This window comes from Paenibacillus sp. 1SOY10, from assembly GCF_056836745.1.
Window position 1 is genome coordinate 37622 of sequence record NZ_JBXENK010000015.1, and the last position, 14810, is coordinate 52431.

Genomic DNA, 14810 nt, shown 5'->3' on the forward strand with positions numbered 1-14810 from the left:
GGAGGACGGATTATGTCTAATGATAAAGGACTGCGAGACGCACCCGTTAAGATCGGCACCAAGCAAACTATGCGAATGGTTGAACTTGGACGGGCCGAAGAAGTATATGTAGCTGAGAATGCAGATCCGCGTCTTACATCGAAGATCGTCGCCTTATGCAACCAGCACGCTGTCAAGGTTACGTATGTAGACACGATGGCCAATCTCGGAGAAGCTTGCGGGATTGAGGTGGGAGCGGCGATGGTTGCGATTGTTAAGCCATAGCTGATTGAAACGTTTTTGCTGATAGAGGGGAACTCTCCGGCAAGAACTTTTCCTTTGTTCTTTTATGAACCGCCTGGGTCTGTGGGCTTAATCAAGGGTTTTGTAAAGGATCATGAAATTTGAGGAAGGGGGTGGCAACAACATGCCAACTATTAACCAATTAGTACGCAAGGGACGCCAAGATAAGGTGTACAAATCCAAATCGCCAGCGTTGCAAAGAGGTTTTAATGCTCTGAAACGTGAGGCTACAGATTTGAGTTCTCCGCAAAAACGCGGTGTCTGCACTCGTGTAGGTACTATGACTCCTAAGAAACCGAACTCCGCACTTCGTAAATATGCTCGTGTTCGCTTGACGAACCGTGTAGAGGTGACGGCTTACATTCCAGGTATCGGTCATAACCTGCAAGAGCACAGCGTTGTGCTGATTCGCGGCGGCCGGGTCAAAGACCTTCCGGGGGTACGTTATCATATCGTACGCGGAGCTTTGGATACCGCTGGTGTTAACAACCGGATGCAAGCCCGTTCCAAATACGGCGCAAAACGTCCGAAAGCGAAGAAATCCTAAGGTCGCTTAGAACTACTATTATTTAGGTTTGAATTTGTACTGAAAGGGGGATAACTATGCCACGCAAAGGTCCAGTTACCAAGAGAGACGTATTGCCGGATCCGGTGTATAACAGCAAGCTTGTTACTCGCCTGATCAACCGCATCATGCTTGATGGTAAACGCGGCGTTGCTCAAAGCATCCTTTATAATGCGTTCAAGTTGATTCAAGAACGTACGGGGAATGACCCAATGGAAGTATTTGAAGCAGCGATCAAGAATATCATGCCTGTACTGGAAGTTAAAGCTCGTCGTGTCGGCGGTGCTAACTACCAAGTTCCAATCGAGGTTAAGCCAGAAAGACGTACTGCTTTGGGATTACGTTGGCTTGTCAACTACTCCCGCAACCGCGGCGAGAAGACGATGGAAGAGCGTTTGGCTGCAGAGATTATCGATGCATCCAACAACACAGGTGCTTCCGTTAAAAAACGTGAAGACACGCACAAAATGGCGGAAGCGAACAAAGCATTTGCTCACTACCGCTGGTAGGATTATATCTACAATCCAAATTTTATATTTTGAAGGGAGACAGATTTATGGCAAGAGAGTTCTCCTTGAAAAATACACGTAATATTGGGATCATGGCGCATATTGACGCCGGTAAGACAACCACGACGGAACGTATCTTGTTCTATACAGGGGTCAACCATAAAATTGGTGAGACTCACGACGGCTCCGCTACAATGGACTGGATGGACCAAGAACAAGAACGCGGGATTACTATTACTTCCGCTGCGACAACCGCTTCATGGAAAGGTCACCGCGTAAATATCATCGATACCCCGGGACACGTCGACTTCACCGTTGAAGTCGAACGTTCCCTTCGTGTATTGGACGGGGCTGTAGGTGTGTTCAGTGCGAAGGAAGGCGTGGAGCCTCAGTCTGAAACCGTTTGGAGACAAGCAGACCGCTATGGCGTTCCTCGGATCGCTTATGTCAACAAAATGGATATCATCGGTGCCGACTACCTGAACGTTGTTAGTGATATGCGCGAACGTCTGCAAGCGAACGCAGTTGCAATTCAACTGCCGATCGGTGCGGAAAATGACTTTGTCGGTATTATCGACATCGTTACTCAAAAGGCGTATATGTACAAAGACGATTTGGGTCAAGATATCGAAGAAACGGATATTCCTGCTAATTTGGCTGCAAAGGTTGAAGAGTTGCGTGCTGAATTGATTGAGAAGGTTGCTGAGCTGGACGAGGATTTGACGATGAAATACCTCGAAGGCGAGGAAATCACCGTTGAAGAATTGAAAGTAGCACTTCGCAAAGGTGTTTGTGAAGTTAAAATCTTCCCAGTTGTTTGTGGCTCCTCTTATCGTAACAAAGGGATTCAGCTTGTGCTGGATGCGGTTATCGATTATTTGCCAGCTCCAATCGACGTAGCAAGCATTCAAGGTCACCTGGAAGACGGTACTGAAGTAGAACGTCATTCCTCCGACGAAGAGCCGTTTGCTGCACTTGCCTTTAAGATTATGACCGACCCTTATGTCGGTAAATTGACGTTCTTCCGCGTATACTCCGGTATTTTGCAATCCGGTTCGTATGTGCTGAATGCAACGAAGGGCAAACGCGAACGTATCGGCCGTATCCTGCAAATGCATGCCAACAGCCGTCAAGAGATCAGTGAGGTACATGCTGGTGATATTGCTGCTGCTGTAGGTTTGAAAGATACAGGTACAGGTGATACACTGTGTGATGAGAAGGCACCGGTTATTCTTGAATCGATGAACTTCCCTGATCCGGTTATCGAAATTGCAGTTGAGCCTAAGACGAAAGCCGACCAAGATAAATTGGGCGTGGCTCTCGGCAAGTTGACTGAGGAAGATCCTACGCTTCGTGCTCATACAGATGAAGAAACGGGACAAACGATCCTTGCTGGTATGGGTGAGCTTCACCTCGATATCATTATTGATCGGATGCGTCGTGAATTCAAAGTAGAAACGAATGTAGGTAAACCTCAAGTTGCTTACCGTGAAACGTTCAAAACTGCGGGTCGCGTTGAAGGTAAATTTGTTCGTCAGTCCGGTGGTCGTGGTCAATACGGTCACGTCTGGGTTGAATTTGAACCTCTGGAGGCAGGTACAGGTAATCAGTTCGAAAGCAAGGTTGTCGGCGGTTCCGTACCAAGAGAGTATATTGCTCCTGCACAACAAGGTATTGAAGAAGCTATGAAGAGCGGTGTTATCGCCGGATTCCCTCTGGTAGATGTCAAAGCTACTATCGTAGACGGTTCATACCATGATGTTGACTCCAGTGAAATGGCGTTTAAAATTGCTGGTTCCATGGCGCTTAAAGCGGCCAAAGATAAGTGTCAGCCAGCCCTTCTTGAGCCAATCATGAAGGTTGAAGTAACGGTTCCGGAAGAATACATGGGTGATGTAATGGGTATGCTGAACTCCCGTCGCGGTAGAATCGAAGGTATGGATTCCCGTGGGGGCGCGCAAATCATTCGTGCCAAGGTACCTCTCTCCGAAATGTTCGGTTACTCGACTACGCTTCGTTCCGGTACGCAAGGACGCGGTGTGTTCTCGATGGAACTCTCTCACTATGAAGAAGTTCCTAAGACAATCGCCGAAGAAATCGTATCCAAGAACAAAGGCGCAGAATAATTATTCGTTGTACTTGCTGATCGGAAGATCAACTCTTCCGGTTAGTCAAACATAACAATCCATATTTTAAGGAGGAACTGTTTAAAATGGCAAAGGCTAAATACGAACGTACAAAACCGCATGTTAACATCGGTACAATTGGTCACGTCGACCATGGTAAAACAACTCTGACTGCAGCCATCACGACTGTATTGTCCACAACATATGGCGGTGCTGCTGTAGCATTCGACCAAATTGACAAAGCTCCAGAAGAACGCGAACGCGGGATCACAATCTCGACTTCCCACGTGGAATATGAAACTCCTAATCGTCACTATGCACACGTTGACTGCCCAGGGCACGCCGACTATGTTAAAAACATGATCACTGGCGCGGCTCAAATGGACGGAGCGATCCTGGTTGTATCCGCAGCTGACGGCCCAATGCCGCAAACTCGCGAGCACATCCTGTTGTCCCGTAACGTAGGCGTACCTTACATCGTGGTATTCCTGAACAAATGCGACATGGTTGAAGACGAAGAGTTGTTGGAACTGGTTGAAATGGAAGTTCGCGACTTGCTGAACGAATATGAGTTCCCTGGCGATGACACTCCTGTTATCCGTGGTTCTGCTCGTGAAGCGTTGCAAAATCCTACTGGCGACTGGGCTAAGAAAATCGTTGAAATGTTCGAAGTTATCGACGAGTACATTCCGCTTCCAGAACGTCCAGTTGACAAACCATTCTTGATGCCTGTCGAGGACGTATTCTCGATCACAGGTCGTGGTACGGTTGCTACTGGCCGTGTTGAACGCGGTACAGTTAAAGTCGGCGACGAAATCGAAATCGTGGGTATCCAAGAAGAAACTAAGAAATCCGTTGTTACCGGCGTTGAAATGTTCCGTAAATTGCTCGATTCCGCTGAAGCGGGCGACAACATCGGTGCATTGCTCCGTGGTGTTGACCGTAACCAAATCGAACGCGGTCAAGTATTGGCTAAACCAGCTTCTGTTAATCCGCACACTGAGTTTTCAGCTCAAGTATACGTATTGACAAAAGAAGAAGGTGGACGTCATAAACCTTTCTTCACAGGTTACCGCCCACAGTTCTACTTCCGTACAACGGACGTGACGGGTATCATCAACCTGCCAGAAGGTACTGAAATGGTTATGCCTGGCGATAACATCGAAGTTACCGTACAACTGATTTCCCCAATCGCGATCGAAGAAGGAACTCGCTTCTCCATTCGTGAAGGTGGCCGTACAGTTGGATCGGGCGCCGTTGTTACAATCAGCAAATAATAAAGCCTTAACCGGCTGAATTAGAACACCCTCCCTTGATTTTCAAGGGAGGGTGTTTTTTTGGTTGTATCACTATGGAGTTTATTTCAATATGTCTTCCTGCAGTTTCTTCTGGTCATTAACAATACTGAAGATATCCGTAGGCATTAGAATCGTATCCTTGTTTTCGGAATACCATTGCTGATAGAACGCATCAATCTTTTGGCCATTATATTTGTCCCAGGTGGCTTGTGCATCAGCCATGGCTTGATCAACGGTATAGCTGGAGCCGCTCACCATCGCGCTTTTGAAGATGTTCGGAATTTCTGTGCCGGCATTTTGCAGGTCTACCAGCAGTTCCTGGGGAACACTTGGCAGATGCTCACTGTGCGTCAGGCCGGGCCAATTGGCTTGTTGATCAATCAAATCGTAGAAAATATTGAGGTTTGCTTTGAACATGTCTTTGGCTAATTTCTCTTCCGGCTTTTCTACATTAAAGGTCCCTGCAATGAAGAAGCATTTGCCACCTTCCGGAACGGAGAAGACCATATTGTAATCTTGTCCCAAATACCCGGTTTCTGTCTTATTCTTCTCCGGATCAATCGCATTCGGGCAACCACCGGCACCATTATTCCAGTGAACGCCTTCCAAGCCGCTGGTCAAGGTTCTTCCTGTGTCCGGCGTTGACAGGAAATCGATATATTCCATAATTGCTTTAGGGTCTTTGGCTGAACGGTTAACCACAGCCGTCATTTGCACCGGATTATTGATCCAGTTAATATATTGCCCAAGCGGAGATTTAGGGTACGGCAGAATCGCCAGCTCGGCACCGGGCACATTAGCCTTGAGCGTTGCATAGTCGGCAACCCATAGCCGGCTCCACAGACTGGTGTTAGCCTGAGTGAAGTAGATGCCCGTTTTGCCATTTAAGAAGTCTTGCCTTGCTTTGGCCCCGTTATTGTCAGTGATAAAGTCCTTATCAATAATACCCTCATCGAACATTTGCTTAACAAACTCCGTATGATATTTGTGATTATCCCATTGCCGAACAAGTTCACCATTCACATCTACATAAGAGTTGTTCAAGCTTCCGCCGCCGAAGACATCTGACAGGCCCGCTCCGATATTTAGGCCGTAAGTATCCTTCTTGCCATTGCCATCAGGGTCATTCTCAGCGAAGGCTTTGGCCACCTGATACAACTCTTCGGTTGTTTGGGGAGCCGTCAAATTCAGCTTCTCCAGCCAATCCTGACGGATGACCGCAATGTTTTGCGGAATCGCTTCGTTTAGTTTTCCAAACTCGTACATTTTGCCGTCGGATTTAATAGATGCTTGCTTGAGAGCAGGATTCTCTTCAATCAGCTTTTTATAGACAGTGCTGTAATTATTAATCATGTCGTCGATAGGCATCAACTGCTTTTGATCGTACAGCGGGTTCTTAATGCTCGGTTCAAATTCGAATATCAAATCGGGAGCGCTGCCTGAGGCAAATAGAGTGTTCAGCTTTTGCTTGGATTCTGTTCGTGGGACCGCGACAAAGGTAACATTTGCAGGACCGTTCTCATTGATCCACTTGGTCCAGCGGTTTTTCTCCATGGTGCCTTCGGAAGCAGGAATCAGTCCGCGATCATAGACCGTGGCGCTGAGAGAACCTTTTTGGGCTGAAGAGCTATCAGCAGTTTGACCCTCTTTACCAGAGCAGGCTGTAGTAATTGCAATGATAGCCAGCATGGCGCAAGTTAATGATATAGTTCGTTTGTACATTTGAGATTGAAACATCGTTATTCCCCCTTTATTTTGGAATGCAATTACCCTTTCACAGAGCCCAACATAACACCTTGCACAAAGTATTTCTGCAGGAATGGATATACAATAACCATGGGGAGGATCAATATAATGATCCCTGCCGATTTGATACCGTCCGGCACAAGCTGAATCGCTTGCACATCGTTGGCCAGCGCTTCGGTTAAGAGAGATTGGCTTTGAATCATTTGCTGGATAAGGACGGTAATCGTATATTTGTCGGTGGAGTTAATGTAGATCAACACACTCATAAATGAGTTCCAGTAGCCAACCCCATAGAATAATAGCAAGGTGGCGATCACGGGCATGGATAACGGAAGAATGATCTTGCTCATCAACTGCCACTCGTTACAGCCATCAATACGGGCGGCGTCTTCCACTTCAGAAGAGATTCCTTCAAAATAAGAGCGCATGATCAGCATATTGAAGGTACTGATTACGCCTGGCAACCAGATGGCCCAGTATGTATCGATCAATCCGAGCGATTTGACAACCAGGTAGGTAGGGATCAGGCCTCCGCTAAATACCATTGTAAAGAGAATTAACAGGGTGAATACCCGTCTGCCGAAAAAATAACTTTTGGACAGGGGGTAAGCAGCGCAAATGGTAAAGGCCATGGACAAGAGCACTCCGCCAATCGTCATTTGGAGACCGTTGCCTAAAGCGCTAAGAATCCGAGTCCCTTTGAATAAAGTCTCATAGCTTTGCAGGGTTATATCCAAGGGCCACAGAAGCACCTGGCCGGATTCGACGGCTTGCTTGCCACTTAGGGAAATGGACAGGATGTTGAGGACAGGAGCTAAGCAAGACAGCGCAATCAGCAACAGGATAAAAGAAATAATGACTCGTGAAATCTTGTCTCCGTAAGATTCGCTCATTGTTGAATTCACCTCAGAACAGATGGTTATCGAATTTTTTGGCAATCAGGTTGGCACCTAATATGAATATGAAGGCCACGGCGGACTCAAAGAAGCCTAGTGCTGCCGTCAAGCTGAACTGTCCTCCCTGAATACCCATGGAGAAAATATAAGTGCTGATAACTTCGGAGATTTGGGATACCATGGCATTGCGCAAATTGTAAATCTGGTCGAACCCGACTTCGAGGATTCTACCCATAGATAGAATTAGCACCAAGATAATGGTTCCTCTAATCCCGGGCAGGGTCACATGCCAGGTTTGCCGCCACTTGGTTGCTCCATCAATGGAGGCAGCCTCATAGAGAGCGGGAGAGATTGCCGTCAGCGCAGCCAGATAGATAATGGTGCTGAACCCCATCTCCTTCCAGATCCCAGCCCCAACGAAGATGGATACCCAAGAGAAATGTTTGTACAAGAACGGATACGGTTCCCCATAGTGCTGGGTAATCCATTGGTTGATGAATCCTGATTCCAGGGAGAAGATGGTCACGACCATGCCGCCTACAATGACCCAGGAGAAAAAATGGGGCAAGTATACCAGCGTCTGGACCATCCGTTTGTACCACATCTTTTTGACGCTGTTAAGCAGCAATGCCAGAATAATCGGCACGGGGAACCCGACGATTAAATTCAAGAAGCTAAGCCACAGTGTATTCCAGATAATGAGGATCGTCTTATCGGTACTGAACAGCATTTGAAAGTTTTTCCATCCGACCCAGGGGCTATGGAGGATGCCATCGAAGAAGTTATAGTTCTGGAAGGCAATGACCAACCCACCTATTGGCAAATATCGAAAAATCAGATAATATGCAATTACTGGAGCGAACATGACGTAAAGCGGGATGTTCTTTCGGAATAAGGCCCCTTTAACAACTCTTCTCATGTTAGAATTTCACCTCCTTCGTTTGTTACTGCTTTAATGGTACCCTCTTTATTTGTCCATCTCTTTAAATATAATTGGCAGTATTTTAGCTTAAATTAGATTGTTGCAGATGAAGTAGCCTGGGAGGTACACATTTTTGAAAACGTTTTCCCCAACGCGAAGTCTCATTGTCAAACTCATTATCAGCTTCTCTCTCATTGTGATTGCCACTTCTACGATCACTGGCCTAATCATTTATCGGTCCAATCAGACTTTGTTTCAGGAAGAGATTAAAGGCCAATTCTTCAAGACAAATGAGCAAACGGTACAGAGAATCAATCAGAGCATTCACGAAGTGGAGCGAATCACCCAGTCCATTGTATTTCAGCCTACGGTCGTCGAAGTGTTGATGGGCACTACCGAGGCTAAGGATAAGATTCAAGGTTTGCAATCGCTGTATGAGGTTGTCTCTCAGGCCAAGCTGGACGCCCCCGATATCCGGGCCATGTTCATCTACAATCTGCTGGGAGACAGCTACTACAATGCTAATTACGGAGCTGTGTCTATGCTGGACCCTGAGACTCGACGATTTATTGATCAAGAGTTAGAAGGGACCGGGGGAGCGTTGACTTGGTTCAGGATGAGACTGGCCAGTACGGCAGATCCGGATGGTTACCGTACCATGATTATCGCCGCACGGCTGATGAAGAGCACCTGGCAAGAAACCTACGGTACCCTCGTGTTAGTGTTGGACGAAGGTTTATTCTCGGAAGTGACAGCAGAGCTGGAAGGGGAGAATGGCAAGGTTTATTTGCTGGATTACAAAGACCGTCTGTTGTTCGCTGGACAGGGGTGGTCTGATACGGATATAGATGAGATCCCACTGCAATATGGTGAAGAGGAGTCGGTGGTTCAGGCTACCGGAGAAGGGAATTATTTATTCGTACAGAAGAAGTCGACCTCAGGTAATTTTAAATTGGTCAGCGGGTTGTCTCTGCGGGAGATGGATAAACGGAATAGCGATATTTTTAAAGCGATTGCTCTGTCCGGGCTTGTCAGCATCTTGCTCACCAGTGTGCTTCTGGCTATAGCCAGTTCAAGGTTGCTCCGCCCACTGAAGGAACTGGTATTCAGTATGAGAAGAATCCGTTATGGGCAAATGGATACGCGAGTTGAGGTCCGTACTAAGGATGAGCTCGCATTTCTTGGCGAGACATTCAACGACATGATCGATCATATCCATACTTTGATTAATGAAGTGCTGCTGAAGCAATTACGGGAGAAGGAGGCCGAATTAAGGACGTTACAGGCGCAACTGAATCCGCATTTTTTGTATAATATTTTTAATGAAATCTACTGGAAGTTGTATTTACAGAATGTGAAGGATACGGCTAACATCATCAAGTCACTCTCCACGATATTGCAGTATTCCTTGAAGCCTATTGAGATGTCCAGTACACTGCAGGAGGAAATGGAGCAGATCAGAAATTATATTGCTATTCAGATGGAATTGTTTCATCCCGAGCTGGAGTTGAGCATTCAAGTGGATGAAGCGGTGGCTGCTTGTCCGATCCAACGATTGATTTTGCAGCCTACGATTGAGAATGTATTTGTTCACGCCTTCGCCCGTAAAACAACGCTGGATCAGAAAAAACTGAGTGTTCATGCTTATCTGGAGCAAGATGCACTAAGAATCGATATTGCCGATAATGGGAAAGGCATTGACCCGGCGACCCTGCAAAGGCTACAAGCCACCGGGCATGACAATTTGAACGAGCACTTGGGTGTGCAAAATGTAAAGCGGAGAATACAGCTTGTTCATGGCGATCTCTATGGTCTTCAATTCGCCAGCCGCAGTGACAGTGGAACGATGATCAGTTATATCTTGCCTACAGGAGAGAAGGAACAGATATGAGAAGAACGATATTGATCGTGGAGGACCAACCTAACTTTCGTGAAGGGCTGAAATTCTTCGTTGGACAGAAGTCCGCAGGCTGGCAGGTTATTGGCGAAGCCGAAACTGGGGAGGAGGGCTGGCGCAAGATCGTTCAATTGCAGCCGGACCTGGTTCTGATGGATATACATATGCCTGTTATGAACGGTATTGAACTGGCGCAGCAGATCCACGAGCATCGTGTAGATACCATGTTTGTGATGATTACCGGTTATCAGGATTTCCAATACGCTCAATCTGCTCTGCGCTTCGGGGCTATGGATTTCCTGCTAAAACCATGTTCTGACGAAGACATTACTCGTATTCTCCGCATCGCAACAGATAGGCTGGAGAGCAAATATACAGCGCAAAGGGCGGCGAGGGAACTGTTGCTGCGCTCTATTCTACTCAGAGTTCAAATGAACGAAGATATCACCGCCCGGTACGCCCAATTATTCGCAGGGAGGCAACTATGGTTAATCGCTGTCCATGACTATTTCCCCACAGGGAAACATTATCGGCAAGAGGATCTATATCTGCTTCAATATGGAATTCTTAATATCATTCAGGAGCTTGCCAGCAAAGACGGGGTCCGGACAGAACTTATGATGCTGACCGCAGATCGGTTTGTATTGTCTGCTGATGCAGAAGAAATCTCCGAGGCTTGGCGGCAACAGGCAGTTGAGGCGGTCCGTGATTATCTGGGCATTGAAATCGAAGGTGCCTTTTTGGGAGCCTGCACGAACGCTTCTTCCTTGTTGGAAGCCTACGCGGCATTTGGTGAGGAGGAAGTGAAGCTCGTGGCCCCTGCAGCTTCCGCAGGAGAAGTCACCGCTCATCAGGCGGCACAGGATATCAAAAACGCAATTATGGATTTGATCGTTACGGGAGAAGACGGCTGTCTGGACCATTATTTTGACGAAGTTCTTCAGCAACTGTCAGGGCATAATTTGGCGGAAAGTAAGATTATAGCTGTTAATCAGGCAATGGCGCTGGACCAGGTTGCAGCAATGCTGACCTTGGACCCACAGACTGTCCAGCCGGTAGCGGAGTTACTTGATCACATTCGTGACTTGTCGGATTCCAGCCAGATAACTGAGTGGCTTCGCAGGGCATATGATCAATTTGCCCTGCGACTCAAGCAGTGGAAGCAACCGCTCAGTCGCAATGCTAACCCGATGGAGCTTGCCTGCGAATATATCGGACAGCACTATTTGGGTGAGCTGTCGGTCAAGCAGGTAGCAGAGCACATTCATTTGAACCCCAGCTATTTCAGCACCTTGTTCAAGAAGGAAATGGGCGAGACCTTTACCGGGTATGTCAACCGACTGAAGCTGCAACGGGCGCAGGTGTTGCTCCGGAATACGGACATGAAGATGACCGATATTTGCCAAACGGTGGGGTTTGAGGACTCGACTTACTTTTCCAGCGTATTTAAAAAGCACTTCCACATGTCTCCAAGCGAGTTCCGCCAAAATAAACAGCCCAATGAGCCATGAGATACGCGGTTCAGCAAGGATATAATGATCCTGATCATATGATTTCCTTCTATAATATATATCGCTATAAATAGTGATGAATACTTTTATAATTTCTGCTTGCATTGCTTCTGTGTTTTCTATATAATAATGAATGTTGTTCTGTGACGTTGCGATGATGCGAGAGGTTACTGACACACCCGGCCCCTTTGCCATGGGAGAGTGGTCAGAAAATTTTCGCGGAGTATGTCCGATACCAAATTGGGCGATAGAAGGAGGGACTAAAATGGCAAAGCAAAAAATTCGTATTCGTTTGAAAGCTTACGACCACAGAATTCTTGATCAATCCGCAGAGAAAATTGTTGAAACGGCAAAACGTTCGGGTGCTGGCGTATCCGGGCCTATTCCGTTGCCAACTGAGAAACAAATTATTACTGTTCTCCGTGCGGTACACAAGTACAAGGATTCCCGGGAGCAATTCGAAATGCGGACGCACAAACGTCTGATCGATATTGTAAACCCAACTCCACAAACTGTGGATGCCTTGATGCGCTTGGATCTGCCGTCCGGTGTAGATATCGAAATCAAATTGTAATACCTACTAATGTAAGGTAATCAGGAAAGGAAAAGAGGTGTCAACATGAAAGGTATCTTAGGAAAAAAACTTGGAATGACTCAAGTATTTACTCCGGAAGGGAATGTCATTCCCGTAACGGTCATTGAGGCAAGCTCTAACGTGGTTCTGCAAAAGAAAGACCTGGAGAACGACGGTTATGAAGCCATCCAAATCGGTTATGCCGATAAAAAAGAATCTAGATCAAACAAACCGGAAGTTGGGCATGCGAAGAAAGCAGGCGCAACGCCTAAGCGCTACGTTCGTGAAATTCGCGGTATTGATTTGGCGGGATATGAAGTTGGCCAAGAGGTCAAAGTTGATATTTTTGCTGAGGGCGAATTTGTTGACGTAACGGGTGTTTCTAAAGGTAAAGGATTCCAAGGTGTTATCAAACGTTGGGGACAAAGCCGCGGACCAATGGCTCACGGATCGCGTTACCATCGTAGACCTGGTTCCATGGGTTCTATCCAAGCGAACCGTGTTCCGAAAGGCAAACGCCTTCCAGGACATATGGGTAGCGACACAGTTACAATCCAAGGCCTTGAAATTGTACGCGTAGATGCTGAACGTAATGTATTGCTGGTTAAGGGTTCGATTCCAGGGCCTAAGAACAGCTTTGTTAAAGTAAAAGAAACTATTAAGAAATAAATAACCCCTAAGAAAGGAGGAACAAGAAATGCCAAAAGTAGCACTTTTTAATATTAGCGGTAGCCAAGTGGGCGAAGTTGAACTGAATGATGCTGTATTCGGAATTGAACCGAACACACATGTTCTTCATGAAGCTGTAGTGATGCAGCGCGCTTCCCTGCGTTTTGGTACGCACAAAGTTAAAGGACGCTCGGAAGTTCGTGGCGGCGGACGTAAACCTTGGAAACAAAAAGGTACAGGTCGCGCTCGTCAAGGCTCCATTCGCTCACCACAATGGGTAGGCGGCGGAACGGTTTTCGGACCAACTCCACGCAGCTATTCTTACAAATTGCCTAAGAAAGTACGTCGTTTGGCGATTAAATCGGCCTTGTCGTCGAAAGTAATCGATCAAGACATCATTGTGTTGGACGCGCTCACTCTGAACGGTCCAAAAACGAAAGAATTCGCGGCGATTTTGAACAACCTGAAGGTAGAACGTAAAGCATTGATCGTAGCTCCTAGCTATGACGACAATGTGGCATTGTCTGCTCGTAATATTCCAGGTGTTAAATTTGTAGCGGCTGACGGCATTAATGTTCTTGACGTGTTAACACACGACAAACTGATCATTACGAAGGAAGCAGTTCAGAAGGTAGAGGAGGTGCTCGCGTAATGAAAGATCCTCGTGATATTATCAAACGCCCGGTGATTACGGAACGTACGGCTGAATACATGAACGACTTGAAATATGTTTTCGAAGTTGATATTCGTGCCAACAAGACCGAAATCAAGAAAGCTGTAGAAGCGATCTTTGGTGTTAAAGTGAGCAAAGTGAATACCCTGCGCGTTCCTGGGAAGCTGAAACGTTACGGACGCTACTCTGGTTACACTCCTGAGTGGAAAAAAGCATTCGTTACTTTGACAGCTGACAGCAAACCGCTTGAGTTCTTTGAATCGGTATAAAATCTTTTAAAGTAAGGAGGGAAAACTCGTGCCAATTAAAAAGTACAAACCGACATCCCCGGCAAGACGCGCAATGAGCGTGTCGACTTTCGAAGAAATCACAACGAATGAGCCGGAAAAATCCTTGCTTGCACCGCTGAGCAAAACAGCAGGGCGCAATAACCAAGGTAAAATTACTGTTCGTCACCATGGCGGCGGACATAAGCGTAAATACCGCATCATCGACTTCAAACGGAACAAAGATGGAATTCCAGGCCGCGTTGCTACGATCGAATACGATCCAAACCGGACTTCGAACATCGCTTTGATCCATTATGCCGATGGTGAAAAACGTTACATCATCGCTCCTAAGGGCTTGAAAGTGGGCGACACAATCGAGTCTGGCGTGGGTTCCGATATCAAAATCGGTAATGCTCTGCCGCTGGAGAACATTCCTGTGGGTACTGTGATTCACAACATTGAATTGAAGCCTGGTAAAGGCGGACAATTGGTTCGCGCAGCCGGTACTGAAGCTCAATTGCTTGGTAAAGAAGAAAAATACGTAACGATTCGCCTTTCTTCCGGTGAAGTTCGTAAGGTCCTGAAAGTTTGCCGCGCAACCATCGGTTCCGTAGGTAACGGTGACCACGAACTCGTGAAGATTGGTAAAGCAGGACGTAATCGTTGGCTCGGACAACGTCCGGAAGTCCGCGGTGTCGTCATGAACCCTAACGATCACCCTCACGGTGGTGGTGAAGGCCGCGCTCCAATCGGTCGTAAATCTCCGTTGTCTCCTTGGGGCAAACCGACCCTTGGTTACAAAACGCGTAAAAAAGGTAAAGCTTCTGATAAATATATCGTTCGCCGTCGCACGAAGTAATCCGCATCCTGCGG

15 protein-coding genes are annotated in these 14810 nt (G+C 46.9%); 12 read left to right on the plus strand and 3 right to left on the minus strand.

What is annotated here, in order from left to right; genetic code table 11:
* Nucleotides 1–12: 12 nt before the first annotated feature.
* From AC1VOR_RS21760 to tuf, 5 genes are all read left to right on the plus strand, one after another.
* On the plus strand, nucleotides 13–264 hold the full coding sequence (locus AC1VOR_RS21760) for a ribosomal L7Ae/L30e/S12e/Gadd45 family protein (RefSeq protein WP_059048875.1): 252 nt from the start codon (nucleotides 13–15) through the stop codon (nucleotides 262–264).
* Between the two features lie 142 nt (nucleotides 265–406).
* Nucleotides 407–829, plus strand: coding sequence for a 30S ribosomal protein S12 (rpsL, locus tag AC1VOR_RS21765; protein ID WP_018753998.1), 423 nt, complete (start codon nucleotides 407–409; stop codon nucleotides 827–829).
* 56 nt (nucleotides 830–885) lie between these two features.
* Nucleotides 886–1356: a 30S ribosomal protein S7 gene (rpsG, locus tag AC1VOR_RS21770; protein ID WP_018753997.1), complete on the plus strand. Its 471-nt coding sequence runs from the start codon at nucleotides 886–888 to the stop codon at nucleotides 1354–1356.
* A gap of 47 nt (nucleotides 1357–1403) precedes the next feature.
* Nucleotides 1404–3482 carry an elongation factor G gene (gene fusA / locus AC1VOR_RS21775; RefSeq protein ID WP_482621004.1) on the plus strand — a complete coding sequence of 693 codons (2079 nt, stop codon included), beginning with the start codon at nucleotides 1404–1406 and terminating at the stop codon, nucleotides 3480–3482.
* Nucleotides 3483–3568: 86 nt separating this feature from the next.
* Nucleotides 3569–4759 (plus strand): elongation factor Tu, encoded by a 1191-nt coding sequence (gene tuf / locus AC1VOR_RS21780; RefSeq protein ID WP_482621006.1) that lies wholly within the window; start codon nucleotides 3569–3571, stop codon nucleotides 4757–4759.
* 81 nt (nucleotides 4760–4840) lie between these two features.
* Here the strand turns inward: tuf and AC1VOR_RS21785 are convergent, their stop codons facing one another.
* From AC1VOR_RS21785 to AC1VOR_RS21795, 3 genes are read right to left on the minus strand one after another with little or no spacing between them, the layout of a single operon-like run.
* Nucleotides 4841–6517: an extracellular solute-binding protein gene (locus AC1VOR_RS21785; RefSeq protein ID WP_482621008.1), complete on the minus strand. Its 1677-nt coding sequence runs from the start codon at nucleotides 6515–6517 to the stop codon at nucleotides 4841–4843.
* A 29-nt stretch (nucleotides 6518–6546) separates the two neighbouring features.
* Entirely contained in the window at nucleotides 6547–7419 is an 873-nt protein-coding gene (locus tag AC1VOR_RS21790) for a carbohydrate ABC transporter permease (RefSeq protein WP_482621010.1), read from the minus strand.
* 13 nt (nucleotides 7420–7432) lie between these two features.
* Nucleotides 7433–8341: an ABC transporter permease gene (locus AC1VOR_RS21795; protein WP_482621012.1), complete on the minus strand. Its 909-nt coding sequence runs from the start codon at nucleotides 8339–8341 to the stop codon at nucleotides 7433–7435.
* 136 nt (nucleotides 8342–8477) lie between these two features.
* Here AC1VOR_RS21795 and AC1VOR_RS21800 point away from each other — a divergent pair, with 136 nt between their 5' ends.
* The 7 genes from AC1VOR_RS21800 (at nucleotide 8478) to rplB (ending at nucleotide 14796) form a co-directional block, all read left to right on the plus strand.
* Complete coding sequence (locus tag AC1VOR_RS21800; protein WP_482621014.1) at nucleotides 8478–10235, plus strand: sensor histidine kinase; 1758 nt, start codon at nucleotides 8478–8480, stop codon at nucleotides 10233–10235.
* Complete coding sequence (locus tag AC1VOR_RS21805; RefSeq protein ID WP_482621016.1) at nucleotides 10232–11752, plus strand: response regulator transcription factor; 1521 nt, start codon at nucleotides 10232–10234, stop codon at nucleotides 11750–11752. The genes AC1VOR_RS21800 and AC1VOR_RS21805 overlap by 4 nt, the downstream gene beginning before the upstream one ends.
* Nucleotides 11753–12017: 265 nt before the next feature.
* Nucleotides 12018–12326 carry a 30S ribosomal protein S10 gene (gene rpsJ / locus AC1VOR_RS21810; protein WP_006037947.1) on the plus strand — a complete coding sequence of 103 codons (309 nt, stop codon included), beginning with the start codon at nucleotides 12018–12020 and terminating at the stop codon, nucleotides 12324–12326.
* A gap of 45 nt (nucleotides 12327–12371) precedes the next feature.
* Entirely contained in the window at nucleotides 12372–12995 is a 624-nt protein-coding gene (gene rplC / locus AC1VOR_RS21815) for a 50S ribosomal protein L3 (protein WP_059048883.1), read from the plus strand.
* Between the two features lie 28 nt (nucleotides 12996–13023).
* Nucleotides 13024–13647 (plus strand): 50S ribosomal protein L4, encoded by a 624-nt coding sequence (rplD, locus tag AC1VOR_RS21820; RefSeq protein WP_059048884.1) that lies wholly within the window; start codon nucleotides 13024–13026, stop codon nucleotides 13645–13647.
* Nucleotides 13647–13937, plus strand: a complete 291-nt coding sequence (gene rplW, locus AC1VOR_RS21825; protein WP_018753992.1) for a 50S ribosomal protein L23 — start codon at nucleotides 13647–13649, stop codon at nucleotides 13935–13937. The genes rplD and rplW overlap by 1 nt, the downstream gene beginning before the upstream one ends.
* A 28-nt stretch (nucleotides 13938–13965) precedes the next feature.
* Complete coding sequence (gene rplB / locus AC1VOR_RS21830; RefSeq protein ID WP_059048885.1) at nucleotides 13966–14796, plus strand: 50S ribosomal protein L2; 831 nt, start codon at nucleotides 13966–13968, stop codon at nucleotides 14794–14796.
* Nucleotides 14797–14810 lie beyond the last annotated feature (14 nt).

Excerpts from the sequence above, each read along its gene's own strand:
- rplD (WP_059048884.1), top strand. The coding sequence starts at position 13,024 with ATGCCAAAAGTAGCACTTTTTAATATTAGCGGTAGCCAAGTGGGCGAA.
- AC1VOR_RS21795 (WP_482621012.1), bottom strand. The coding sequence starts at position 8,341 with ATGAGAAGAGTTGTTAAAGGGGCCTTATTCCGAAAGAACATCCCGCTT.
- rpsL (WP_018753998.1), top strand. The coding sequence starts at position 407 with ATGCCAACTATTAACCAATTAGTACGCAAGGGACGCCAAGATAAGGTG.
- AC1VOR_RS21785 (WP_482621008.1), bottom strand. The coding sequence starts at position 6,517 with ATGTTTCAATCTCAAATGTACAAACGAACTATATCATTAACTTGCGCC.
- AC1VOR_RS21790 (WP_482621010.1), bottom strand. The coding sequence starts at position 7,419 with ATGAGCGAATCTTACGGAGACAAGATTTCACGAGTCATTATTTCTTTT.
- AC1VOR_RS21760 (WP_059048875.1), top strand. The coding sequence starts at position 13 with ATGTCTAATGATAAAGGACTGCGAGACGCACCCGTTAAGATCGGCACC.
- rplC (WP_059048883.1), top strand. The coding sequence starts at position 12,372 with ATGAAAGGTATCTTAGGAAAAAAACTTGGAATGACTCAAGTATTTACT.
- rplW (WP_018753992.1), top strand. The coding sequence starts at position 13,647 with ATGAAAGATCCTCGTGATATTATCAAACGCCCGGTGATTACGGAACGT.
- tuf (WP_482621006.1), top strand. The coding sequence starts at position 3,569 with ATGGCAAAGGCTAAATACGAACGTACAAAACCGCATGTTAACATCGGT.
- rpsJ (WP_006037947.1), top strand. The coding sequence starts at position 12,018 with ATGGCAAAGCAAAAAATTCGTATTCGTTTGAAAGCTTACGACCACAGA.
- fusA (WP_482621004.1), top strand. The coding sequence starts at position 1,404 with ATGGCAAGAGAGTTCTCCTTGAAAAATACACGTAATATTGGGATCATG.
- rpsG (WP_018753997.1), top strand. The coding sequence starts at position 886 with ATGCCACGCAAAGGTCCAGTTACCAAGAGAGACGTATTGCCGGATCCG.
- AC1VOR_RS21805 (WP_482621016.1), top strand. The coding sequence starts at position 10,232 with ATGAGAAGAACGATATTGATCGTGGAGGACCAACCTAACTTTCGTGAA.